16 protein-coding genes are annotated in these 24,265 nt (G+C 47.2%); 9 read left to right on the forward strand and 7 right to left on the reverse strand.

What is annotated here, in order from left to right; translation table 11 throughout:
• Window positions 1-438: 438 nt before the first annotated feature.
• Both AXFE_RS00625 and AXFE_RS00630 read left to right on the forward strand, forming a co-directional pair.
• Window positions 439-1,653, forward strand: a complete 1,215-nt coding sequence (locus tag AXFE_RS00625; protein ID WP_052603963.1) for an amidase — start codon at window positions 439-441, stop codon at window positions 1,651-1,653.
• Between the two features lie 398 nt (window positions 1,654-2,051).
• Window positions 2,052-3,308, forward strand: a complete 1,257-nt coding sequence (locus AXFE_RS00630) for a cytochrome P450 (RefSeq protein WP_052603964.1) — start codon at window positions 2,052-2,054, stop codon at window positions 3,306-3,308.
• Window positions 3,309-3,873: 565 nt separating this feature from the next.
• On the opposite strand, the gene AXFE_RS00635 is transcribed toward AXFE_RS00630, so the two are convergent.
• From AXFE_RS00635 to AXFE_RS19775, 3 genes are read right to left on the reverse strand one after another with little or no spacing between them, the layout of a single operon-like run.
• Window positions 3,874-5,352: a MutS-related protein gene (locus tag AXFE_RS00635; RefSeq protein ID WP_200891142.1), complete on the reverse strand. Its 1,479-nt coding sequence runs from the start codon at window positions 5,350-5,352 to the stop codon at window positions 3,874-3,876.
• An 11-nt stretch (window positions 5,353-5,363) separates the two neighbouring features.
• Complete coding sequence (locus AXFE_RS00640; protein ID WP_152625763.1) at window positions 5,364-6,962, reverse strand: MutS-related protein; 1,599 nt, start codon at window positions 6,960-6,962, stop codon at window positions 5,364-5,366.
• A complete protein-coding gene (locus AXFE_RS19775) occupies window positions 6,959-7,111 on the reverse strand; it encodes a hypothetical protein (protein WP_160291673.1) in 153 nt (50 codons plus the stop codon). The genes AXFE_RS00640 and AXFE_RS19775 overlap by 4 nt, the downstream gene beginning before the upstream one ends.
• 893 nt (window positions 7,112-8,004) lie before the next feature.
• Between AXFE_RS19775 and eno the strand changes: the two genes are divergently transcribed.
• Window positions 8,005-9,267: a phosphopyruvate hydratase gene (gene eno, locus AXFE_RS00655; protein WP_052603968.1), complete on the forward strand. Its 1,263-nt coding sequence runs from the start codon at window positions 8,005-8,007 to the stop codon at window positions 9,265-9,267.
• 857 nt (window positions 9,268-10,124) lie between these two features.
• Window positions 10,125-10,754, forward strand: a complete 630-nt coding sequence (gene merB / locus AXFE_RS00665) for an organomercurial lyase (RefSeq protein WP_052603970.1) — start codon at window positions 10,125-10,127, stop codon at window positions 10,752-10,754.
• Window positions 10,755-11,074: 320 nt separating this feature from the next.
• Here merB and AXFE_RS00670 read toward each other — a convergent pair whose 3' ends face one another.
• Window positions 11,075-12,502, reverse strand: a complete 1,428-nt coding sequence (locus AXFE_RS00670; protein ID WP_052603971.1) for a DHA2 family efflux MFS transporter permease subunit — start codon at window positions 12,500-12,502, stop codon at window positions 11,075-11,077.
• A 157-nt stretch (window positions 12,503-12,659) separates the two neighbouring features.
• Window positions 12,660-13,295 carry a TetR/AcrR family transcriptional regulator gene (locus AXFE_RS00675; protein ID WP_052603972.1) on the reverse strand — a complete coding sequence of 212 codons (636 nt, stop codon included), beginning with the start codon at window positions 13,293-13,295 and terminating at the stop codon, window positions 12,660-12,662.
• 169 nt (window positions 13,296-13,464) lie between these two features.
• On the opposite strand from AXFE_RS00675, the gene AXFE_RS00680 reads away from it, so the two are divergent.
• Complete coding sequence (locus AXFE_RS00680) at window positions 13,465-14,043, forward strand: beta-class carbonic anhydrase (RefSeq protein WP_052603973.1); 579 nt, start codon at window positions 13,465-13,467, stop codon at window positions 14,041-14,043.
• Between the two features lie 1,122 nt (window positions 14,044-15,165).
• Window positions 15,166-16,773 carry a hypothetical protein gene (locus tag AXFE_RS00690; RefSeq protein WP_052603975.1) on the forward strand — a complete coding sequence of 536 codons (1,608 nt, stop codon included), beginning with the start codon at window positions 15,166-15,168 and terminating at the stop codon, window positions 16,771-16,773.
• A gap of 105 nt (window positions 16,774-16,878) precedes the next feature.
• On the opposite strand, the gene AXFE_RS00695 is transcribed toward AXFE_RS00690, so the two are convergent.
• Window positions 16,879-17,355 (reverse strand): arsenate reductase ArsC, encoded by a 477-nt coding sequence (locus tag AXFE_RS00695; protein ID WP_052603976.1) that lies wholly within the window; start codon window positions 17,353-17,355, stop codon window positions 16,879-16,881.
• Between the two features lie 493 nt (window positions 17,356-17,848).
• Between AXFE_RS00695 and AXFE_RS00700 the strand changes: the two genes are divergently transcribed.
• On the forward strand, window positions 17,849-18,055 hold the full coding sequence (locus tag AXFE_RS00700) for a hypothetical protein (RefSeq protein ID WP_152625764.1): 207 nt from the start codon (window positions 17,849-17,851) through the stop codon (window positions 18,053-18,055).
• 1,155 nt (window positions 18,056-19,210) lie between these two features.
• Here the strand turns inward: AXFE_RS00700 and AXFE_RS00710 are convergent.
• Window positions 19,211-20,992, reverse strand: coding sequence for a DUF2075 domain-containing protein (locus AXFE_RS00710; protein WP_052603979.1), 1,782 nt, complete (start codon window positions 20,990-20,992; stop codon window positions 19,211-19,213).
• A 1,293-nt stretch (window positions 20,993-22,285) separates the two neighbouring features.
• On the opposite strand from AXFE_RS00710, the gene AXFE_RS00720 reads away from it, so the two are divergent.
• Both AXFE_RS00720 and AXFE_RS00725 read left to right on the forward strand, forming a co-directional pair.
• On the forward strand, window positions 22,286-23,311 hold the full coding sequence (locus AXFE_RS00720) for an IS630 family transposase (RefSeq protein WP_052603981.1): 1,026 nt from the start codon (window positions 22,286-22,288) through the stop codon (window positions 23,309-23,311).
• A 249-nt stretch (window positions 23,312-23,560) separates the two neighbouring features.
• A partial coding sequence (locus AXFE_RS00725; RefSeq protein ID WP_152625765.1) for an IS66 family transposase occupies window positions 23,561-24,265 on the forward strand: 705 nt, incomplete at its 3' end.

Consider the following 24,265-nt stretch of genomic DNA (forward strand, 5'->3'; position numbering starts at 1 on the left):
AAATCTTCTTGGTCAAATTTAAATTTTGTTGGCCTTGGAGTCGCAGATAGTTTTTCGTCGGGCTTTGCTTGATCTGCGTTCGCACCCTGTTCGATTTTATCAAATTTGAAATTAGAGATCGGATTAAGCGTTGCATAATGTGTAGCGCTGCCAGTGCGATTACTAGAAACAGTGTGATTACTAGAAACAGTGTGATTACTAGAAACAGTGTGATTACTAGAAACAGGGTGATTTCTGGTGGCAATGAGGGTTGTTGCAACATTTGGATTTTTGCTTGTGAATCACCGACCCACAAGCAAAAAAGCCAAATGTTTGGCAGGTCTATGGCAAAGTGACATGGAAGAGCAGGCTATTTTGGCGGGCCGAGTTTTCCTAATGAGGCTTGTAGGGATCGATTCTGTGTAAGGATTGGCTAGGTGGGCGTTGGGAGTTTGTAGAGTGGGCACAGCGACAGATAATTATAACTGGAGGATTGGGGACTATCGAGGGCAGGACTTCGGCGGAATAACTATCGCCATAAAGGACCTTATTGATCTCCAAGGGGTTGTGACTACCGCAGGATCGCGCCTTGTAGCCTCTAGGGCGCGCAAAGCGACCAAGGACGCAAATTGCTTGGTCCGTGTTCGAGATGAGCGTCTGACCATCGTTGGCAAGACAAATTTAACCGAACTCGCCTTTGGTACGACGGGAATCAATCATTGGTGGGGAACACCGCCCAATCCTATCGATCCATCGTTGATTCCAGGAGGATCATCTAGTGGATCTGTTGTCGCGGTAACTGGCGGCTTTGCTAATATTGCTCTTGGTAGCGATAGCGGCGGTAGTATTCGCATCCCAAGTGCTGCCTGTGGCGCATATGGGCTCAAGACCACCTGGTCGAGAGTGTCCAATGAGGGTGTGTGGCCTCTGGCGCCTTCCTTGGATTCCATTGGGCCGATCGCCAACGATATGGACGGCCTTGCCTATGGGTTTGGCCTATTGTCCAAAATCACAGACCTTGCCGTTTCTGATCGGCCCCTAAGGGTAGGGTTGATTTCAAATTCTCAAGATGAGTCCTTCAATAGTCTCTTTCGAAGCCTCGTTCGAGAAGTCGGATGGGAGTTGGGCGAGGTGAAAGAACTCGATCTTCGGTTGGCACATGAAGCGGCTTCTGTCATCTTGGTCTCCGAAGCCGCCCGTTCGAACTCAAAACTGTTCAACGAACTTCATCGGGTTGACCCAGTGGTTCGGTCACGACTTCTCGGAGCGGATGAGATCGCCGACTCTGAGTACGTTCGGGCTCTTCGCTATAGGCATAGCTTTGCCCATCTCCTTGATACGGAGTTCGAAAGATATGATCTTTTGATAAATGCAACTATACCGTTTGATATTCCAAAGCTTTCCAATGCTTATTCGAAGGTTCTCAACACAAATACAATTCCCTTTAATTTCTCGGGGAATCCAGCATTGGCAATTCCTTTGTCGATTGACTTTTCCTCTGAGGTGACCGGATCCAAAGTAAGTATTCAGGGCGGTCAGATAGATATGCCAGTTCCGGTTTCACTTCAGGTAATTGCTCCCATGGGTAGCGAGGAGTTGTTGCTCTTTGCAGGAAGAGAGATTGAGCGTAAGGGTCTTTCTTATCTAAGAAGTAGCACTCGCGCTATCAAATGAAACAGCATCAGAGAGATTCTCAATATTTGCCTTGAATCATTTCAACCGATTCTCGATTTCCGACTTGGAAATTGATTGCCATTTGTTTTTGTAGCTGCTACGAAGTGTTTCAAGTGGACCATGGCTTTTAAATTGGCATCTCAGTAGTTGTCAATCGCTGGGGTTGAAGGTGTATCTTGGATAGTTGTAAATTCTCGTTTAGAGTCAAACAATTGTGATAGCATCACCTAATGGCGATATAATCGAAAGCAATACTGAGCCGTCTCGGATCTAAGATATGCAGGATATCTCCCAAGGTTTCTTAGACAATAATGGGGTTAGCAATTGCTTTTGGTCTATCTCTAATTTCATCTGTCGGTACTTGTTGTACTTTGTCAATGGTGTAGGAGAAACTAGAAGTGAAACCCAAGGTTGTCTTTTCGATCGATGAGATAAATCTATCAGATCTTGACTTTTGGAGAGAACCTCTCGAGGTGCGTGAGGCTGCCTTTGAAACTCTACGTAGAGAACGTCCCGTCGCCTTTATGGAGGAGATGGATTACGGGTTTTTGCCAGCAGGGCCTGGTTATTATGCAGTCTCAACCTATCGTGATGTGGTTGAGGCATCTAGAAGGCCAGATATATTTTCTTCAGCTAAGGGTGCTACGAGTATCCCTGATCTTCCAACCCCGTTTCTCGAGTATTTCGGTGGAATGATCAATGTTGATGATCCACGTCATGCCAGGCTGAGACGAATTGTTTTGAGAGCCTTTACGCCTAGGAGACTTGATGCTATCGAGGCTCAAATAGCAACTGTCGCCTCTCAACTAGCAGATAAAGCGATAGAACTTGGCACCTTTGACCTGGTTGCTGAGGTCGCCTCTCAACTTCCCTTGACGATTATCTGCGAGATGATGGGGATTCCACTCTCGAAGCGTCAGGAGGTTTTGGAGAAATCGAACGTGATTTTGGGGGTCGGCGATCCTGAATTCGTACCTGAGGGCGAAGATATTGGCATGACGCTGCTCACTGCAGGCTTTGAACTCTCCGAATTGATGAAGAACCTTGCACAAGAGAGGATCGATGACCCAATGGACGATATTACCTCTGCTCTGGTCAATGCAGAGGTCGATGGCGAGGCCCTGACACCAGATGAACTCGCATCATTTTTTATTCTTTTAGTAGTGGCCGGGAATGAGACGACGCGAAATGCAATTACCTGGGGAGTGGAGCTGCTCTCTCAATATCCACGTCAAAAAGAGCTTTGGATGAGCGATTTTGATCGCTTTACCCCAAGTGCAATCGAAGAGATCGTGCGATTTGCTTCTCCAGTTATCTTCATGCGTCGCACCCTCACGCAGCCCTATGAGCTCTCTGGCGTCACCTTGGCAAAGGATGACAAAGTTATTTTGATGTATGGTTCTGCCAACAAGGACCATGAAGAGTTTGAGGATCCCTATGACTTTAGGGTTGACCGGATGAATAACAAGCATGTTGGATTCGGTGGATATGGCCCCCACTATTGTTTGGGAGCTCATCTAGCTCGTCGAGAGATAACCTTGATCTTCAAGGAGATCTTTGGAAGAATTCCTAATCTTCATCCTGTATCTCCTCCCTCTAGATTGACGTCATCTTTTATCAATGGAATTAAGCACCTAGAAGTTTCGGTCGTATGATTTCTCGTTGTTGAGCTAGTGGTGATATAGGGCATTGCTAGCTCAATGACGGGATGATAACTCAAATTAGATAGCTCAGATTAGATAGCTCAACCGCGATAGCTCAGATTAGGTAGCTCAACCGCGATAGCTCAGATTAGGTAGCTCAACCGCGATAGCTCAGATTAGGTAGCTCCTATATGCGTGATCGCACTGCGGTGATAATCGTGATTTATGTCTGGGACTGTACTGAATTGTACGGTGCTGGGCTTTGGTCAAGACCTAATTATGCAGTGGTGGAGGCCATATATGATATCTAGCGCTGACCGCCAATATCTCCCTAGCGATCGATCTGAAAACTAGCGATCGATCTGAAAAAGAGATCTAAGCCGATAGATTTTGTTCTCCATTTCAAGTTTAGCTTGGTCAGACTAATTTAGATGGTGTTTCAACCAAACGCGCAGCTGCAAGCAAACGCGCAGGCCAAACTAACAGCCCAACCTGGTCTAGCACTACTATGGGATCTATAGGCTCCTTCCTTCCTTCCTTATCTTTCTGAGCTGGCCTAATGCAATAAAACAGGATGTTACCAACCACCAATGCGGTTGTATACGTCCTCGCCGTAGCTTGTAGAAAGTGGTTCGCCCGGTGTTAGCTTAAAGTTTCGCCCCGCCGTACCTTGCCGTCCTGCTTGAAGAAATAAGGCTGAACTCGCATCGTTTTGGTAAAACCTCAAAGCCAATTCACTTAGGTGGGTAACGACGATCGTTCGCACGTCGGAATCGATCAACGCCCTAATTACTTGATAGGCAATTTCGGATCCCTCTCGCTCATTCGTAGCTGAAAACGACTCATTGAGGAGAACTATGCACTTTGGCGTGATTGCGTCGACCACTTCGCTCATTCGGGCCAATTCCTCGTCTAGTTTTCCACTTGTCATGGACGAGTCTTCTTCTCTAACGAAATGTGTAAAGAGGCCTTCGCAAACGCTTGCAGTAAATGACTTGGCTGGAACAAACATTCCAGAGCGCATCATTACCAAAGCAACTCCAACGCTACGCAAGAAAGTCGATTTACCACCGGAATTCGCTCCAGTGATAACAACTAGGGAGTTGTCGTCGGCGTTAGCATCATTACCGATGACAGACGTTTGGCTGCGCAATGAAAGACAGACATCGTAGAGCCCTATGAAATTTAGGAGTGGCGGACTCCAAGGTTTGGCGACGGCATTACATGTTGGTTCATTCTTAGCCGATAATATCTCCTTCAAGTTGAGGGCGGCCACGAAGAATGCCAGCTCAGTACGGAGCATGGCAAAGAAATTGGTAAGGTGGTCAGCCGCTTGCGTCAAGGAGTTTGCGGCTGAGTTCATACCCTTGCTCATGATAACATTCAGTGCATTCATACCAGCTTCATCGCGCGAGTTGATGTCAAAAGAGTAGGATTTTCTACCTCCAACTCCGAGGCGCTCCTTCAGGGATTGTTTGGTATTGCGCGAATCACGCAATACGTAATCCATGCCTGTGTTCCCAAAGGTTAGTTTCGCACTGATTAGGGTACCATCTCGAAATTTTAGTTGGTTGAGGTTATCGTCAACTACAGAAAAATAGTCGTCACTGAGCTCTTCTTTTAGTACTCTAAAGAGGGTAGTCCAGCCTTCAGAGCTAAAGGTTTCTCCGTGCTCGTCGACAATTTTGCGTAGCTGTTTTAGGTAACCCATAAACATGCCAATTACTTGAGGGGACTGCGCCATCATTCCAGTTGGACTGTCCTGGCGCGTAAACCAGAACATCTTGTGCTTGTCAAAAAGAGCTTTAACTGCAATTTCATAGATTTGACGTACAATCTCAGAATGAGACGAGCAGTCATCTAAGACCGACTGGCGATAGGCAATCTCTGTGGGATTAGTCAATCCATTCAAAAGCGCGACTCGTGAAACTTTGAGTAAGAACTCATCACCTCCAGCCATAGCTCCCAAAAGGGTGTCAAGGTCGAGGTCGTGTACGAGGTAGTGCTCATTAGGGGGTAGCGGTTGGAGAAGATTGAAATCCTTATCGCGGAACATCAAATGTGCCTTCATGACTTGAGTCGCCCCCTAATGTCATCGTAGGTTAGTTGGTGCTTCTGTGCAATTGCTAAGGCGTATGCAAGGCCATCTGCTGGCTGTCGAACTATTTTGAAAGTGCGATCGGCAGGATTCGTGGGATTGACAGTGCTTGTCATACTTACGACCCAAGGGCCTATTCGACTCAATTCGTCGATAAAGGTAACCACTACGCACAGCGCATCGAGGTTTTGGATCTTATCAATTACTTTCAGACCTAAACCAAGAGCATCCAAAGCAGTGGTTGAAGCGAAGATCTCGTTCATAATAATGATGCTGTTTGAGGTAGCTTGATTCAAAACGGCACGAATCCGAATTAGGTCTTCCTCTAATTTTCCACTTTGGTAGGTAGGGTCCTCCTCTTTACCAAAGTGAGTATATAGCTGATCATAGAGGTATAGTTGGGCTTGTTGGCCGGGAACCAGACATCCGATGCTGGCTAAGTAGTGGATCTGCCCAAAAGTCCTAGCAAAAGTGGTCTTTCCTCCTTGATTTGGACCTGAGACTACAATAATTCTCTCAATACCCTCGAGATGTAAATCATTGCGCACAACCACCATTCTCTGAAGTTCCAATTTATGAGCCAGGGCGAGGTCGAAGGTCTCAACCGCTGAAATCTCTTTCGAAGTTTCTAGGATCTCCGGGATGCAAAATGAAAGGCCTTGTGCTTTTAGTGGTGCAATAAAGTCGAGATAGGAGAGATAGAACTGAATCTCACGTTCAAAAAGAGTGACCGTTTGATTTAGGAAATCGCTCTCTTGTTCGCAGAATGACTCAATGGATGAGAAAAGATCACTAAAGAGAAGCGCCACGCGGTCGACGATCATCGCCTCCACGTGATTCATATTGGGCCAGTCTGAAATAGATCGGCGGTAGTCTTTGACGGTACTTTGCTGAAATCTCTCGAAGGTCTTTATGATCTCAGCGCCGTAATCTTCTTCACCCTCGTACTTGACAACTCGAACATGAAGTCCTTTGAGATTGATGCAATAGCGAACTTGGGAGAGTTGATCTTTCAGCAAACTCGTAGCGCTAGCGAGCTGCTCAAAAGGACTCGATGAAGCATAAGCGTTTAGAGATTCTCGAAAACCCATCAAAGCGGCAGAGTTGATCTCGGTCTCCTTTAGCACCCTAACAAGACTCGCTACAGCGTTGCAGTAGCGATGGGCAGCATCTAAGTGAAGGGCGCGACGATGCTGCACGAAGGACGACTTGGCGGACCAAGCTAGCCTTTGGCGGACCTCGAGCATCTGACTTTCGAACGTTCTGATACTGCTGGTAAGAGCCTGGTTCTCAAGGTCGCGCCACACCTCGTACCGAAAACGAATTTCATCTGCGTCATGAAGGTGATCATAAAAAAAGGGTAGAAGTTGATAGTCGTTTCGGTCCTTATTTATTGACGAAAAGACCTGATCAAGTAAGAGGTCATGAAAACAGTTCGGCTCAGATTCACCACCGTCAGCCATAGCCTCTTTGGGCTTCGAATAAAGGATGCTGCAGGTTTGTCTTGCCATGGCAGATGAGGGATCTATGTTATCAACTGGAGCATCCAGTCGGCCGAAGGTCGTCATTTCCCGCACCTACAGATTTTTGGATCCACCTTAGAAGGCGCTACGGTAGCTCCAAAACACGAATCGAGGCCATCGATTAGAAGAGATGTAGTTTCTAAAATTTCCCGTCGCGAACGCGAGTAACTCTTGGTTCTAATCTCAGCTTTCATTGTCTTCTCCTTAAAGCCGTCAATTGACAGGTAGAAGCCATTAGCCATGAAAGCAGTTCGGACTACGGTCCGCCGGAGCATCATCCGACATCTATAATGATAGCCGATCCCCCTCGAATCTGCAATGATGCCAAGATAGGGGTAGGTCCCAAATCAACCGACGGGCATAGGGTCGCCTTGGCCGAAACGAATATATTTGCCAATGCGATTCAATTTCACCTTCGATAAAGCCGGATACTTGCCGCTAGCTTACTACCTGGTAGCAGCAACATTCTTATATAAATCTTTATGAACTATGGTGACAAGTTGTTCAAGTCGTCAAATGACACGACAGATAAAATTCATTCAGGTGATCAGTAAGATGAAGTTCATTCGAGCCATTTGGACAATTGGCAAACTTGCAATCGCAAGGGTCATAAACAGCTTGTCTGGCCCCCCCAATAAATTTTATGTGAGAGTAGCTTTTATGTGAGAGCAGCTTTATGTGAGAGCAAGAGGTCTGCTCCCATCCGTTCGACCCAGTGGATACGACCTAACACGCCTCGCGATGGTACCTTGTATTTTTTATCCTTGAAGCGCGGATCGTCTCACCTGTTTTTAGTATCGATTGCCAAAGAGATACGCCAGAATCGTTTTTATGGAAAAACCAACCTGTTCAAAGAGTCATTTACATCTCCTGCATCTCGATGGGAAGGCTTGATTGCATGCATCGGTTTAAAGTCTATAAATCACGCCGAATTATGGAAAATAGATCGATATGTAGTTCAGAGATTGCTGAATCCGAAAGGCAATTCGACAAAGCTATACCATTTGCTCGAGATAGTTAACACCCACAAATTGGAGAGACTCGCCAAAACATGTTAGCTTGACACAAAAGCCTAAAGGAGATCCAGATGGTAAAAACGGTATCCAAAGTCTCAGCAGTCCAAATACTTGATTCTCGTAGCCGACCAACTTTGGCGACAACTGTCACCTTGAGCGATGGAACCTCAGCACGTGCAGGAGTTCCTTCGGGGGCTTCGACTGGTTCGCGCGAGGCTGTCGAAGCCCGCGATGGAGATTTAAGTCGATTCAATGGAGGCGGTGTACTTGATGCCGTAGCACATGTGAACGGCGAGATCAACGCTGCATTGGCAGCTAGAGCGTTCGCCAACCTCGCCGAAGTTGACCAAGCGCTGATTGACCTGGATGCAACAACGAATAAGTCACGATTGGGAGCCAACGCGATTGTCGGAGTCTCCATCGCTGCCGCCCGGGCATTCGCTAACTCCGAAGGGCTGGCACTTTGGGAATATCTACAACCGGCCGGAGTCAACGCAAGACTTCCAGTGCCGCACTTCAATGTCGTAAATGGAGGCGTGCATGCACCCAACAACCTCGACTTTCAGGAATTCATGATAGCGCCGATTGGCGCACCATCAATCGCCGAGGCGGTTAGAGCAGGATCAGAGATATATACCAAACTTAAGCAATTGCTTGCTAGCAAGGGGTTCGCAACAGGCCTAGGCGACGAAGGCGGCTTTGCCCCGCAGATCGACCGCCCAGAAGACGTTCTTGCGCTTTTAGTCCAGGCTATCAACGAAGCAGGGTACCGACCCGGTCGCGATGGAGTAGCTATCGCTCTCGATCCGGCATCCAGTGAATTTTACCGTGATGGATTCTATAAAATTGCCGGCGAGTCGCTCTCGAGTACCGAGATGATCGATCGGTACGAGGAGATTATTTCGACCTATCCGGTATGGCTTCTAGAGGATGGACTTGCCGAATCCGATTGGAGCGGATGGGAACAACTTACAGCTCGACTAGGCGATCGCGTCGAGCTCGTCGGTGACGACCTCTTGTGTACGAACCCTGCGATCATCAAAGAGGCTATTGCCCGCCATGCTTGCAACGCTAGCCTGATCAAGGTAAATCAAATCGGTACCGTAAGCGAGACGCTTGAGGCTATGCGTATCTGCCGCGACGCTGGGTGGGCGCAGTTTGTCTCACATCGCTCAGGAGAAACCGAGGATACTTTCATCGCTGATTTGGCCGTCGCGACTGGTTGCGGTCATCTAAAGAGTGGGGCACCTGCTCGTGGTGAACGAGTGGCTAAATACAACCGTTTGATTGAGATAGAGACTGTAAGCACTCTGGGGTACGGATTGACTACCTAGGAGAGAGAAACAGTCATCTCGTTACAAATGAGATTGATTGATTTGCCTTGCCTAACTGCCTTGCCTAACTGCCCGGAGCATTGCTAGGAAAGCAATTTTGCAATGGGCAGAACATTTTGCTTATGGTCACTTACAATGACCTTCGACCACTGGGATCTCTAGCTAATATCAAGATAGCTAATAGCGCCTAGCTGTGCTAGCTCAGCTTGAGAGGGCTCTGCTGTTAGGAAATATCGGTATTGCCTTTGCTCAAAGCTTCTAATTGACCTTGACCTTGACCTTGACCTTGTAATTGTAATTGCTATTGGTCTTGTAATTGCAATTGCAATTGCCATTGGTCTTGACCGTGCCATTGTCGCTGCCAATGCCACGGAGTGTATGAATCCGAAAAGTCAAGGAAGCCGGTCACGGATAAAGACGACAGGCTTTATTGGCTTTACCAAGTTGCTCATAGTCTAAGTAGGTCATTTGCGCGACATGACAAGGGTGACAGGTGGGATCTCCCTATTCCATGAGGTAAGATTTCGCCCAAGAGCTATATCTTCGCTGACTGCTAGGGCCTTATTTACCTTGGCGCCAATGTGGAGGGTTGAGATTTGCCTATTTATTTGCAGCTAGGTGAGCGGCGGTTGAGCTGTTGTTGAAGTTGAGTCGAATTTGTATCGATCTCTCACATGGGTTTTGTTCTTGATATTCTGCATTGCTTAAACCAAGTACGACCAAGATGATTGGTGGTCCAGCTTAGGAACTATGCGAGCGCCTATTGCCATTGCAAGGTGAACCTGGGTTGAGGCTAGGTTTGTTATGAGAAGAAATGGTTCGACAGATAACTCAAAGGCAAGAATTAAGGGTGGCAAATGATGGAAGATTCAACCGCGGTAGCAGCGGTTCTAGACACAATGGTGTCGGGTGATGAGACTACGACTTCAGTACGTAGAGTCGTCTTTTTCTCTCTTTTAGATGGGGTTTCGCTCAGCTTCTCAGAGATCGCAACCAAGACGGGGTTGGCGATAGAAGTTGTAAGATCGGTCGTTGAACAAGCGATCCTGGGTGGCGTTGCTACGATTGACGGGCCTCTTGAGGGTGATCCCAAGGTCGTGGGCGCAGAGGGACTTACCTTGGTTGAAAGTCGTCACAATCTACTCATTGATGGTGTGGATCTTTACACTTGGTGTGCGTTTGATATCGTAGGAATTCCAGCAGCTCTGGGTGTCGACGCTACGGGTGAGACTACGTGTGCGACTTGCTCTGCTGTAATTTCAATCGTAATCACAGGTGGTGAGCCTCTAGAATCTGATGTTGTGGGATGGTGGCCACTGGGTAGCACTGGACCGGTAAATGAATCGTTCTGTCCAACCGCTTCAATGTTTTGTGATCCCTCCCATCTTGATAGTTGGAGGCGCAATTCAGGTGCCAATGGAGAGATGCTATCTCTGGTCGACCTAGCTGCGCGAGGCCGTATTACCTGGGCCAAGTTTGCAAGCTAGGGCGCAATACGATAGAAACGGTTCGCAGGGGATTCCTTCCAATTGCTTGATTAGCCTCTCCGAGTTGGTCCTTGGGCGATGGCCATTTTGGTAAGTTTAGAGGCTTTTTGGCCGTTAACTTGCAGTTCTCAATGGCCATCAATTGAGCAAAACTGGAAACCTGCAAAGCTAACTCATGGTGCAACCGCAACCGCGTCCATTGCACAATTTATATGCAATGGATGCAGGCAATTTCATTTGAAATTAGGGCGAGTTAGTTGGAAAAGAAGGCCGATCCGTCTTTGTAGCTCGAAGCGTCGTATTTAAGTTTAAGTTTCGAACTATTTGATTTGCAAAGCGAGCATGCTGGAAAGTTCGACATTGTCGTTGGTTGCTTTCTTTTTTCGGCCTACTGAAGTTGGAATGAAAAGTGAAGCAATAGATCCAACAAGTACAACTATGGCCCCGACGATTATCGCGGATTGGAGTCCATTGACAAAGCCTATAGCAGAGCCATATCCGCCAGAGGTGGAGAATATTGCGCCAAGTGATGCGATTCCAATGACTCCTCCAACTTCGCGAACGGTGTTATTGACACCCGATGCAACACCTTCAAGTTCCCTTGGTACTCCAGCTAGGGTAGCTGAGGCGGTGGGTACAAAGAACATTGCCATCCCGATCCCAGAGATTACAAAGGCCATGACGATCGAACCATATGAAGTTGTTATTGATACCTGAGACGCTATCCATGCGAGACCTCCAGATTGAAGAGCTAGTCCAATCGCTACGATGCGTCCAGCGCCAAATCGATCAACGATACGACCCATGAATGGTACGACTAAAAGCGGCATGGCAGTCCAGGGGAGAATTCTGACCCCCGATGCAAGTGGTGAGAGACCTCGGACGATTTGAAAGTACTGAGCGAGAAAAAAGACCGATCCGAACATTCCAAAGCTCATCAAAGTTGAGGCGACATTGATAGCGCTAAAGCCACGATCTCGAAAGATCGAAAGCGGGACCATCGGTGACTTAGATTTAAGCTCCACCGTAATGAAGGCGGCTAGCCCGATAGCGCCAAAGGCGAAAGACCCAAGAACTAGGCTCGAGATCCAGCCATGACTAGAACCATTCACAAGAGCGTTAGTAACGCCAAATAGGCCAATTGTCGCGGTTATCAGCCCGAGCGGATCGAGTTTCGCATCTTTTTCGGAGGTTGATTTCAGGCTTATTGCAGCTATCGCGAGAAGTATCATTCCGACTGGAACGTTGAGCCAAAAGATCCATTGCCAAGATGCACCTTCAACTACCGCACCACCAAGGAGTGGCCCTAGTGCAATGGCTAAACCTCCAATTGCACCCCAAATTGAAAGAGCGAAGTTACGACGCTCATGGGGGACACCGCTGGCGAGGATTGTGAGGCTAAGTGGAACCATGAGTGCGCCGCCGATACCCTGAATGGCTCGAGCGGTTATTAGTTGAGTTGAGGTGGTGGATAGCCCCGCATAACCCGAAGTGATAGTAAAGATAGCGATCCCTAAAAGGAAGATTTTCTTGGTTCCAAATCGTTTACCAAGACCGGCGCCAGTTAGTAGGAGGCTTGAAAAGGAGAGAGTGTATGCATTTACCATCCATTCGAGTGAGGAGAGATTTGCATGAAGATGGACCTTAATCACAGGCAATGCGGTGGTGACAACGAGGTTATCCAGGCCAGCCATGAATTGCGCAAGGCCCGTAGCGATGATAATCAGTGCCAGCTTTGAACGTTTCATCGCGGTATCCACCTAGTTATTTAGTTAGTAAGTGAGTAGTTACTAACTTATCATATACCGAACTACGCTAGATGTGTTCCTGGCGCCGGTTAGTTTTAGATTTAATTTTTTCCTTGGCCAACTGTGTTATGAACACTTGGCCACTAAGGCGTCTTGGCTAAGGTAATGAGATTATCTCGTTGGCAGTAATCCACTCGGGTTCTTCTTCGAACATTTGCATTCCAGCTAAGACTGTTAGGAGCATACCTTTGGAGAAGATGTCGACCATTTGAACGTTGCTTGCTCCAGTGCTCGCTTTGATAAAGTCCCAGAGGTCGCAATAGCGACTTCGAACTAAAGGTCCAATCTCGGGCTCGCTCCCAAGGGCATAAGCTTGGAGCTGAGATCCGAGAAGGTCTTTATCTAATAGGTACTTAAGGTAGGTAGCACCGATTGCCTCTAGGGCCTCTTGTCCGCCTTGATTTATAATCGCCTTGGCGAATTCATTTTTGACTAGATCAAACGAATAGTGGATGCATCCCTGGAAGAGGCTCAGCTTGGTTGGAAAGAGTCGAAAGAGATAGGCTTGAGAGATCCCAGAGTTCGCGGCTATTTGTAAGGTCGAACTTCCTGAAAAGCCATTTTTAGCAAATTCTGCTAAAGCGGCGCGAATGATTACTTGTCGTCGTTCCGCGACGCTTATGCGCTTTGAGGGGGCGGATTCTTGCGCATGGGACTTTTTCGCAAGGGAACCTTGCGCTGTGGTTTTGTCGCTATTTTTTATTGCGTTTTTTTTCCTAAGTTCCTCTTGCACGCTACACCTTGTCTAAAGCTCTTCCTACCCTACGATACATGCAAAGGGGGTTAAATCGGCTCTAGCAACCCTAACGGCAAATGTCGCAAAACATGATCGGTTAAGTCATAATTCAATTTAGAATGCCTCTAAATAGTTATTTGAGTACACGTAAAGGGGTAGTGAAGCTATGTCGGTTTTGAAAGAGGTACTTGATGCAAATTTGCAATATGTGAGCGAATTTGGAGACAAAGCGCAGTTGGCGATGCCACCAGCTCGTCGCTTTGCGATCTTGACCTGCATGGATGCGCGCCTTGATCCTGCTAAGTACGCTGGTCTGAGCGAAGGTGATGCTCACGTCATAAGAAATGCAGGCGGACGTGCCAGCGACGATGCAATTCGCTCGCTTGTAATATCTTATAAGTTGCTTGGAACTCAGGAGTGGTTTGTGATTCACCATTCAAATTGCGGTATGGAGTTCTTCAACAATGAATTGATGGGCGATCTTTTGGAATCCAGTTTGACGACAGCAGCTTTGAGTGACAAGGGGTTTGTAGACGTCGGTGAGGGTCCTGGTTCGAGCGAGGGTAAGTACATTAACTGGCTTACAATCGCAGATCAGGCGGCATCGGTGATTGAAGACGTTACGCGGATTAAAGCTCACACCTTGGTACCCAGTTCGATTCCTGTCTATGGCTTTATCTACGATGTTGCCACCGGAGCGCTTCTAGAAGTAACCGAAGCTACCAAGATAGGTGTGGCTTCCTAACGGGAATCTAGGTCCAGTACGGCATTTCAAGCCGCTGCAACATTCCCGCCCAGCACAACACGTCAAACAAATGGAGGGTAGTGCAGCTATTTATTGGCTGATAGCAACTGCGCTGGCGATGCGAGTGGGCTGGCGATGCGAGTAGTGTAGCGGTGCGAGTACGTGCCTTTCGCTAACTGCCACGGTATGGGCCACTGGTTACTTGACGAGGTGCAGCTCTTTTTTATTTATTGCCAGAGGATTCCTGCAAAGTAGTGTTTACAAGGTAGCATTTTAAGGGTGGGTTATATCGGATAAGAGCTGGCGCGCGGTAGTTGTAGCTCGTTAGATTTTTGGGATACCAAAAGTGATAAGTTACGAGAGCATTCCTGATAGGTCTAGTTCCTAAAATGCAGAGAATAAGGATTTAGACTCAGCTCCTAAGGCCAGGGGTTTGCAGATAAAAGGGCCAATCAGACTAGTTCTGATTGGCCCATTTTCCGTTGATGGTTTTAGGCTGTCATATTTCCGATTGCGCTGGCTACTTTAGCTGAATTTTATTTGGTTGTAGGACGTCTTGTGGTTCTGTCGTCTTGTGGTTCTGTGGATTGGTGGGCGAGGCTTATCAACGGCCATTAGAAAATGCATAAATATTGCTGTTTGGAATGAATGGATATGGCCACATGTATGCATTTTGCGTGGCTGCTACCTTGCAGTTCTCGATGGCCATTGACATTGATTGGTTTAAAAGCTCCCCTAAGAAAGGGTTGATTGATCCATGTCTATGCTATGGGAACCATAACCAAATGGTGAGTGGGGCAATTCAACCTGACGTATTGGGGCCATAGTAATCTCGCGTTTTCAGCTTTTCGGAATCTACCAAAATGTCACACGGCGTCACATCTCTGACGGCCTTTTGTCCCTAGATAATTGATCAATGCTTCTAGGGAAAGCCCTTATTTCAACAGATGACGCTCCGGGCATTATCAATAGCTCGAAACAATCTATCTTCGGGTAACAGGTAAAAAATAGGAGGAGCGGCCCAGTGGGCGGCTCCTCCGCTTTTAGAAGGTGGCTAAATGCCTGCTTGCATAATAGCATAAGATTGTCCTTCCGTGCGATCAAATGAGTCCAATTAAGTGAGTGTACGATGATGCGACCAAGACCTTGGGCCGGCTTTTAGATTTTTTTGGTCACAACACCCCGTGGCCCCGTCGTCTATGGGGTATTGGCGTCGTCCTTGGATTGCGTGAGATAATCGAATATAACAAAGTCGCAAGGGAAGGGAATCTTTCTAATGATGGCCTAAAATATGCCATCGCTTCTATGATGAAGGAGATCGTTTTCGATAGGGTTATTCTCTCGTTCGTCAACGAAGTTAACAAAATTCTGGAGAACGTCCCCGCCAATGAAAAAACATCGATTTATTTATCCGAGCACGACGAAGCAAAATTAGAGCAACTGACTCAGCGCCTAGACGAACGATATTTCGACTGGTGGATTGAGTCTGCTGAAAAAGGCATGCTGCCGCCCGTTGAACGTACGGCAAGATCAATAGCGGCTTACCTTCTTGATAATGGTTTCAGTCCGGATCTATTGTATCGATGGCTTGACGGCTACATGCGGAACAACGAGGAGCCGAATCTCACGGAACTATTTATTCAGGCGAAAGACATGGTCAGCAAATCTCTCTCTAGGCCATACGAAGTTGTAGTACCGTGCGTCGCGCCCATCCAAATAAATAAGCTACCATCAGCTGTTAGTTGGATGAATCCCAGTGAGACAGCGGCGTTTATATCGGATCTAAGTCTCCAAGGGCCAAAGCCTCGCCAAAATGGTTCACTTGTACTTCGTGTGGTAGCACGTGACAACTGGGCAGCCATAGAAGCAGCCAACGATCTCGTGGTCCGCGTGGTAGCACGGATGCAGGTCGGTTTTCCAAAACGAGTATCGCTTGCTCCGGTGGGGAAAGCCTATATCAAAGGCACCTCAAAGGAATTCGAACTTCGTTCTCGTCGGCGGCAATTGGACATTCACGCCCTCGATCGGCAAAATGCCGTATTCAACGTTGATAGTGCCGACTTCCAACAGTTGGACGACGCCCTTGAGCTAGCTTCATACATGAAAACTGGCAGTATTGGAGCGGCTATTACAGGAGGGTGGGCAGCAATAGAAGGACTTCTTGTTTACCCGAAGGAGCCCAACCGAGTAGCTGCGGATCGGTTAGCTGCTATCGTCTCTTGTTCGGTGGGTCGCGCGGAACTGACCTCGATCGCGTTCGCACACTCAAACTTTGGCAATGATCGGCTGGCTGATGAACTACGGAATTTGGACACCGAGGCCCCGAACTACGAACGCGTCAGATTAGTAGAAGGTCATATTCGAAAGTCAGGTACTATGACTCTCTCCGACCCAAGCAATCAAGCTGCCTTGGATCGGGTTGTAAAAATGATAAATTCTCCAGCAACCGAGATATCGCACATCAGACAATATGTCCAAGATACATTTCGTCGCCTCTACAATCAGCGCAATTTGGTCATGCATGGAGGCTCTTTCCGTTCCGTAGCACTTCCTGCTACGTTGAGGACAGCACCTCCACTCGTAGGTGCTGGTCTTGACCGTATTGTTCACGCCCAGTTGCGTCATGACCAGACTCTCTCTCCACTGTCATTGGCTGCACGAGCCGATAACGAACTTGCCCTTCTCGGTGAATCTGGATCCTCCTGGATTGTTGACTTGCTTGGACGCTAGCAGCTAGAACCTTTTTACAAGAATCTTTGGAACTACGACCCTTGTTTCTCGTTCCTTTCCAAATTGCCGGGCCGTGTCTACTGGACCTTCGATTTCATCATGCGTTTAATCGTCGATCCCGATGCGCTTTAGCCGTTCTATGAAGTTAGGATCTGAAAGTGAGTAATCTTTCGATAACAGTTCTATGAAACTTTCGATGCGCTGATTCATAAGCTCATATGCCGCCTCAAATGCCTCGTCGATCTCTTCCTCGGTGCCTTGAACGATAGAGGGGTCGTCAACTCCCCAATGGGCACGAAGTGCATTACCGAGATAGGCAGGACAACTTTCACCTGCCGCAGAGGAGCAAAGGGTGATTACTATTTGGGGAACCACCGGTAGATCATTCCATGATTTTGAATGAAGTCCTTTTACCGGTATTGCTTTTTTGATTAGAAGCTCGATTGCTCGTTGATTGACCGCTTTGTTGGGGTTACTTCCAGCACTGGACGCATGCCAGCCATTGCTAGCTTTGGAATTGAATATGGCTTCGCTGATGATCGATCTACAGGTGTTGCCGGTGCATATGAATAGTATCTCCACTTATGAGTCCTTTGGTCGGTACGAATATCAAGATGTCAAGTAGGTAAAATTGCTGCTGGTGATTATGACATGCTAGACACTTTGTTATGCAAATCGTATGGCCATAATTTACTAGTTTTGGGGATCAGTCGGGTTTGATTTTCCTTATCTTAGCGGGCTCTATTGTCGCGGATCATCGTGGATCGTCGTGTTATGGGGTTGACTAAGAAGTGTGTTGAATTTGCCTGAAAGCAAAAATGAGCAAGTCGTTGACCCTGACAACGGTGCAATAGACGTCGGACTAAGAGATATTCGGACTAAGAGATCGAGGTATCTATTTTTAATTCTTACCTTACTATATCCTTGGTGGGGTTAAACCTTCAAATTGACTCTTCTGTGATTCTTAACTTTTTGGGGTCGGGGGCACATCTGGGTCGATTCAATCTAGTGCTTCTAAACGTCATGAAGCTCAGCCTTTTGTGGCGCGTTGCATGGTCAACAAGCCAATCAAGAGGTGTCAATTTTCACCTTTCGCTACACCGGTGTTGCTATTCAGCAGATGAATAGTCCACCGATCTGGTTCTTACCGATGGATAGCGTTCGTTACTCAAAGCTGACGTTTCGCTATCGCGGTGGAGTTGAAATCACGCAGTTCCTTCGTATGATTGGCACCTACGACGACTTCATTGAATCTGCACTTTTGAATGAGGCTTTTGAATGAGTGTTAAGGCAATGAAAGCACCTTAGAGCTGGATGGCAATCACCTTCGATGCAACATTAACGGCCTTTACTCTTATGCCTATTCTCTAGCCTTCGTGAGGTGTTCGCCTAAATATACTTCAAAATCTTTCCTTTTAGAGATCCGATCACGCCACTAAAGTCGTCCATTCAGACATTAAGGAAAGCTGAATAATTGATTTTTGACTTCATTGAAAATTTGACTTTGTAGCAAATGGGCAATTGTTCATTTGAACTAATATTGGATTAGAGACTAATTGTTATGATATTTCGCCCTTTGGACTATCGGTTTACCGTGAGGGGCAGGGACAGGTTGAATTCGAAGTGGTCTAATATCAAGACCATCGCAAAGGAGCCCTCGCTCAACTGATCCACTTCCAGAACGAGGTCGGTTCTGCCATTTCTCGTTCGGTTTTGTTTATCAATAATTGTGCGGTTGGCTTTGACACTTCTAGGAATTGTGCCATCACTTCTGCATCGGGCTTGCGCTTATCGTTCGCGATCAGATACGCTGCGATGAACCATTTTCTAAGAGGAACCTTGCTAGCTTGAAATATCGTACCCGATTTCAATGATGTCTGGTAGTGGCACGACTTACACTCAATGAGAGTTTTTTGACTGGTCGATTTGCTATGAGTCTTAGAATGAACCAATACGAATGAATCGTCGTCACATCTTCGACAACGAAGTCCATTGTCGCAGCGGAATTGAAAGAGGTGCTCCTCGCACGCCGACTCGCTAGAGTATCGCCTTATTAATTGGGCAAGGTCCATTGTATCCACTTGAGCTAGTACATGTGTTCGACTATTATTATACTGCTGATTGAGGTTCCCGTACCCGGATTGACAGAAATTCTATTGGCTCTAGAACATGTTTAAATTAAGATCAAAACGGCGTCGACCTACGAGATACTCACTGTCGGTTTCGCCCATTCCAACACGTGGATGTATCTGCTTTATCTGCGTTTTAGGTATCGAGCGTGACTGATCCGTCTCGATGAAACATTGGGTATGGGTAAGAGTTTTTGTTTAGAGTATTGGTTTTTGATTTTCCATTTGGTTGTCGTGTTGGCTGGGTTGTACCTTTTCAAGGATCTTTGGGGAATTGGTTGCTGAGATTACTGGAAATCATTTGTTATTCAATTCCGGTTGTCTAATCCGTCGCGGGCACTAAATGCGTCAATCAATAAATTGTGGATCTTAGGATCAACCGCATATACGAACGTTCCAAGGATCCCTCGGGACATCAGGACTCGGTAAATATTGAGAACCAGCTCTAGCTGATAGGCATCATCGAACTCGAGGTTGAGAAGGTTGTTTCTTTCTTTTGCTTTGTTGTCAAAGTATTTCGATCTGACAAATTTGAAGTTAGATGTTTCTTGGTCGAATTCCAACTCTGGACCCACTATCACTCCCGCATAGTTAAGGTCGTAACCTTGAACGGTATGGATTGAACCTACTTCAGCACAACCTTTTACCGAGTTGATCCAATCCTTGGATTTTTGGTTCCATCTCCTTTTGACATTTCCAATTTCAATGTCGTATGCGTTTTTGTCCTTCTTGCTTACCCATTTGAAACCATACCCTGCGGTAAGCCGGCAAAGTCCAACTTTGCCTTCAAGCGCATCGAGATCCGATACCATTTTCTCGAGATCGTTGTAAATCCGTATGTCGTATTGCGTTGCGACTAACGGAACATCCCTTGTTGGAAACGAACTAAAAAGCTTCTTCAAATTTTCAAGATATGCATTACCGCCATCTGGAAGTCGCATTTGAGTTTTGAGTTGGAAGTAGTTACCGTTGTTCTTGGCCGACGATATAAGCTCGGCCTGTTGTTCAGTAGAGAGGTCGGTCGGTCTGACTCTTTGTGATTCGTCGATAAAAATTATCTGTACATCTGATTTTTTATAGAGCCAATCGATCTCGGTCTTGGAGTAGTCGTCTTTCCCAAAGAGCTTGATATTGATATCTTTGTCTCTGGTTACGCTTAGTCCGTTACTGTGGTTGGCTCGTCGACGTAGACGATGTGCCTCGTCGACCAGAACAATATCAAAGTGTTTATCGCTTCCGGCAAAGTCCTGTGGAGAATAGACCATAGATGAGTCTAAGTTGTGAATCTTTTTGAATGACTTTTTCAGTGTCTCTCTAAATGACTGTTGTGGAATTACGATCGCAATCTCGAGCGACTTGCTTCTCATGGTGATTGTCTCGATGAGGCCTTTCAGGTCCAGCCATCCAGAATCGCCCGAATCCAAATCTTTTTCTTCAGGAGTGTGATTCGAATCTGCAAGAAGTTTTGCGAGATAGGCGAGGAGGACGCTTTTGCCAGTTCCGGCGCCACCATTAATTACAATTAGATTTTGGCTCGAGGTCGCAATGGTATTTGTGATTGACACCATGACATCTTGGGTGATGCTACTTTGATCGCTATTTAGAGATTTATAGGGGGATAATTTATAGAGGTCGGAGTTCTCGATTTCGGAAATCGAAAGTGAAAACAGCCCTTCGTTTCGAAGCGCCTCGTAGATGTCATTAAACGATTCGAGATAGCGATCTCGATTGAAGTAGTTGACGTCGACGATTCCGAGATTGCGGTTAAGCACTTGATACTTAGCTTCGCCCGCCAATAATCGAATTAGTTTTGACTCGAGGTCCAGGCACGCCGACTTGTTGAAGGTTTCATCTAGAACTACTCGGATCTGATCCAAGTGGTACTTTTCTTCATTTTTAGCGTGTTGACGATATCGTTGTACGAAGTTGACTGTTTCTCCCACATAGATGCTGCTGCGGTTATTCAGAGTGTAAACAACGGGCCAGTCGTGAAGGTTACTATCTTGGAGAGCTGAATCGTTTAGTAATTCCATCGATCGATGGTGCTCGATTGTAAAGTTCGACCTCGAAGGGCTTTGGGGATCGGCCATAATGAATCTCTTTCGAATCTTCTGTTTCACTAGGTTAGCATTCGGTTGTGGCGTCGGCACTTTGATATCTCGATGAACCTGAATTTTGCTAGTCAATACGGGGCGTTTGCTGCAGGCGAATCTGTTGAAGCATTGAGGGAAATGGTGCCGGTTTTTGTGATTCGATTTTCGCCAGAAAAGTAGGGTTTGGGGTTGGTGTATTTTCAGAGTTCCAAAAAGTTGTCTAGGAGATTGTAAGCGTTGTCGACTCTTCTTGGATCGCCTAGTTTCTTGTGCAGGATAGATGGGGTTCCTTTTGATGGCCAGTATTTTTCGCTGTAGCTCTGTAGCTCTGTAGCTCTGTTTTGTTCAAGGTGCAATTGATTTTGGACGTTTAGATGGCTCTTTATTGCTTTATATATCGACTGAATGCTTCGCTGGTGTGTCGGCGAGAATTTAGAGGTGACACCCCTCGTTGTGGGGGTGAGTCTGTCGCTTGGTTTGTCGTAGAAGGTTTTTCAAGTGAACTCCCTACTTCTGAGCTGACTTAGAGCTTCACAAAGATTTGAGGGTGGCGACAGCAGTTGAAATTTGGTAGTAATAATTTGGTAGTAAAAGATACAAAATAGTTCCCAAGGGCTAGGTGGATCACAATATCATCACAGGCATTAGAGCTCTCTTCATCGGCTTGGGGCTATCAAGTGTTCTGCTATCGTTTGGGTAGCCATCGCGCCATCAAGAGTTGGGAATGCCACGATTTTTCCTGGAATGTGGATCTGTCGACTTTATTTTAACTGTCCAGTTTTTCGTCGGCTTTTTTTTGGTCCACCGGAGGTATCTTTGCTGAGTAGAAAGTGACATCGATAATTTGCCGGCTCTAGAGCTTTTCTGCCTAGGCGGCAACTATACTTACCATTGTATTTCCGTTGAGCTACTTGTTCCTATCGGTAATCTTCGCCACACCTTTGCTTGGCTGACCCCAGGTTTAAAGAATGTCTCCTTTGAGCTTCACGATAACTTCGTCCATCTTGATTATGATTTGAAACCAACATTAGCAGCGGGTCGAACAATTGAGAGTATTCCATAGGGAGTTGAACGGCGCGCGTTCGTCGATAAATAATGTGACTAAATTCACAAAATGACTTGCAAGGACTACCGATAGTTTGATATCCTTTATTCGGACGTCCTACTAAGTTCGTCTCTGCTACGAGGTATTAAAGATCAATAGCTTCGGGCTTTCTATTCGCATAACACTCTGAAATGCTCCAATGAGCCCTTTTAATTTCTTGTGGGGTGTGTTAATCTTCTCATGACATGCTTACACCCGAGGAACTCGCCACTATTGAAGCATTCATGGCGAAGACTGAAAACATCGACGAATATAAGCGGGCGCTGGCAGTTCTCACCCTTGAAGATGGGAGTCCCCTCAACAGGACAGCCCTCTCTGTCAAGCATGTACAGCGAATTCGACGGTCATTCCGCAGCATTGGCACTGAGGCATTCAAGGACAAGCGCCATAACAACGCTCCGGTACTTCTCTCAAAGTCTCAAAGAGATGAAGTGGCAATCATGCTCACGACTACAACTCCCAATGACCACGGCTATAGCAGTTCCCCGTTTTGGTCAACACGGATCCTGGCTACAGTACTCAAGCGCAGATACGGTGTTCTCTATGCCTCTAGGACTAGCTATTACGTTCTGTTTCGGGAAAGTAAGTTCAGCTTCCATCTGCCGGGCAAACAGTACGAGAAGGCTGATCCACAAGCGGTAGCTGAATGGAAAGACGAGCAGCAAGAACGTCTGAAAGAAGCATTCTCTGATCCAGATACGGTGATTCTCTGTGAAGACGAGATGGTTCTCACTCAGGCGACAACTACTCAGAAAGTGTGGATACCGAAAGGAACCACACCAGCTGTAATTGAGACCAATGGAACCAGAATGAACCGGAGCATCTATGGGTTTTTAAACCTCAAGACAGGCAAGGAGCATGCATTTGCAACAGAGCGCCAGACTATGCATGAAACAGCGGCCATACTGCTGGCGATCCGCAAGATCTACCCAAGAGAGAAGATTCTGCTTATATGGGATGGGGCAGGATGGCACAGAGGGAGCGTCGCTCAAGAGGCAATTAGGGAGCATCACATCGAAGCAGTCCATTTCCCTCCGTATTCTCCGCAACTCAATCCCCAGGAACACGTTTGGAAGCAAGGGCGCTCTGCTGTAACCCACAATCGCTTCATTCCCAAGATTGAACCAGTCACAAAGGAATTAGTCGACTATCTCAACACGACGACATTCCCATACTCTTTGCTTGATTTCAAGGAGCAAGTCAGAGTGTGAGCTCTATATCTTTATTAGCTCGTAGGGGCTAAATGGGGAATGGCATTAAGCCAAAGCAGTTGCTTTATTCGGTAAAGGGTACCGTCCAAGCACTGGTTTATGTTCAAGTTTAAGGTACACATTCGGTGATCCCGTCAAACAAGCGGTGCTGTAGACACTCGATGATGGCGTAAGGTTGGGGTAGCTGGCCTATCCTCTGTGGCCTAGGGTGGCTGGACACGGCGCTTTAATTGTGATAGTTATAGTTACGTGGCAAAAACAGTGCGCCAATACGACAACGAGCGGATCGCTTCGCTGGAGGCCGAGAACGTCGTCCTTAGGTCCGAGCGTGACGAGTTGTCTGCCAAAGTGGATGCACTCACAGCCAAGATCGTCGAGCTAACCAAACAGGCTTTCGGGCGTCGCTCCGAACGGGCGAAGATGGCTCAGGATGTGAACGCAGAACCAATAGGCGCCTTGGAAGAAAGTAGCGACCCTGAGCCTGATGAGGTGCCAAGGCGCAAGAGAGGTCAACAACTCGGGCACCGCGGCCATGGTCGACGCAGCTATGACCACCTACCACGCGTACAACAGATCCATGAGCCCGATTCCAAGCTGTTGGTCTGTGGGAGCTGTGGTGCGCCTTATGCGCCTTTCGGAGAGGAACGCTGCGAGGAGATCGACGTCGAGGTGATAGTCCGGGTCATCGACCATATCCGTCCGACGTACCGGAGAGGATGTAACTGCAAGGCGACCAAGGGGGTCGTAGCTGGCGCACCACCAGCGAAGGTAGTTCCAAAAGGTAGGCTGTCGGCTGGGTTCCTCGCCCATATCGTGGTGGCGAAGTTTCTCCTTGGGCTCCCGATCAACCGGGTATGTGCAGCACTTGCGATGCAAGGGGCCAACTTCGCTCCTTCGACTCTGGTGGGAGCGCTGCGTAGCCTAGGCCCGCTCCTCGCTCCGCTTGCGGATGCG

This window comes from Acidithrix ferrooxidans, from assembly GCF_000949295.1.
Lineage (GTDB): Bacteria > Actinomycetota > Acidimicrobiia > Acidimicrobiales > Acidimicrobiaceae > Acidithrix > Acidithrix ferrooxidans.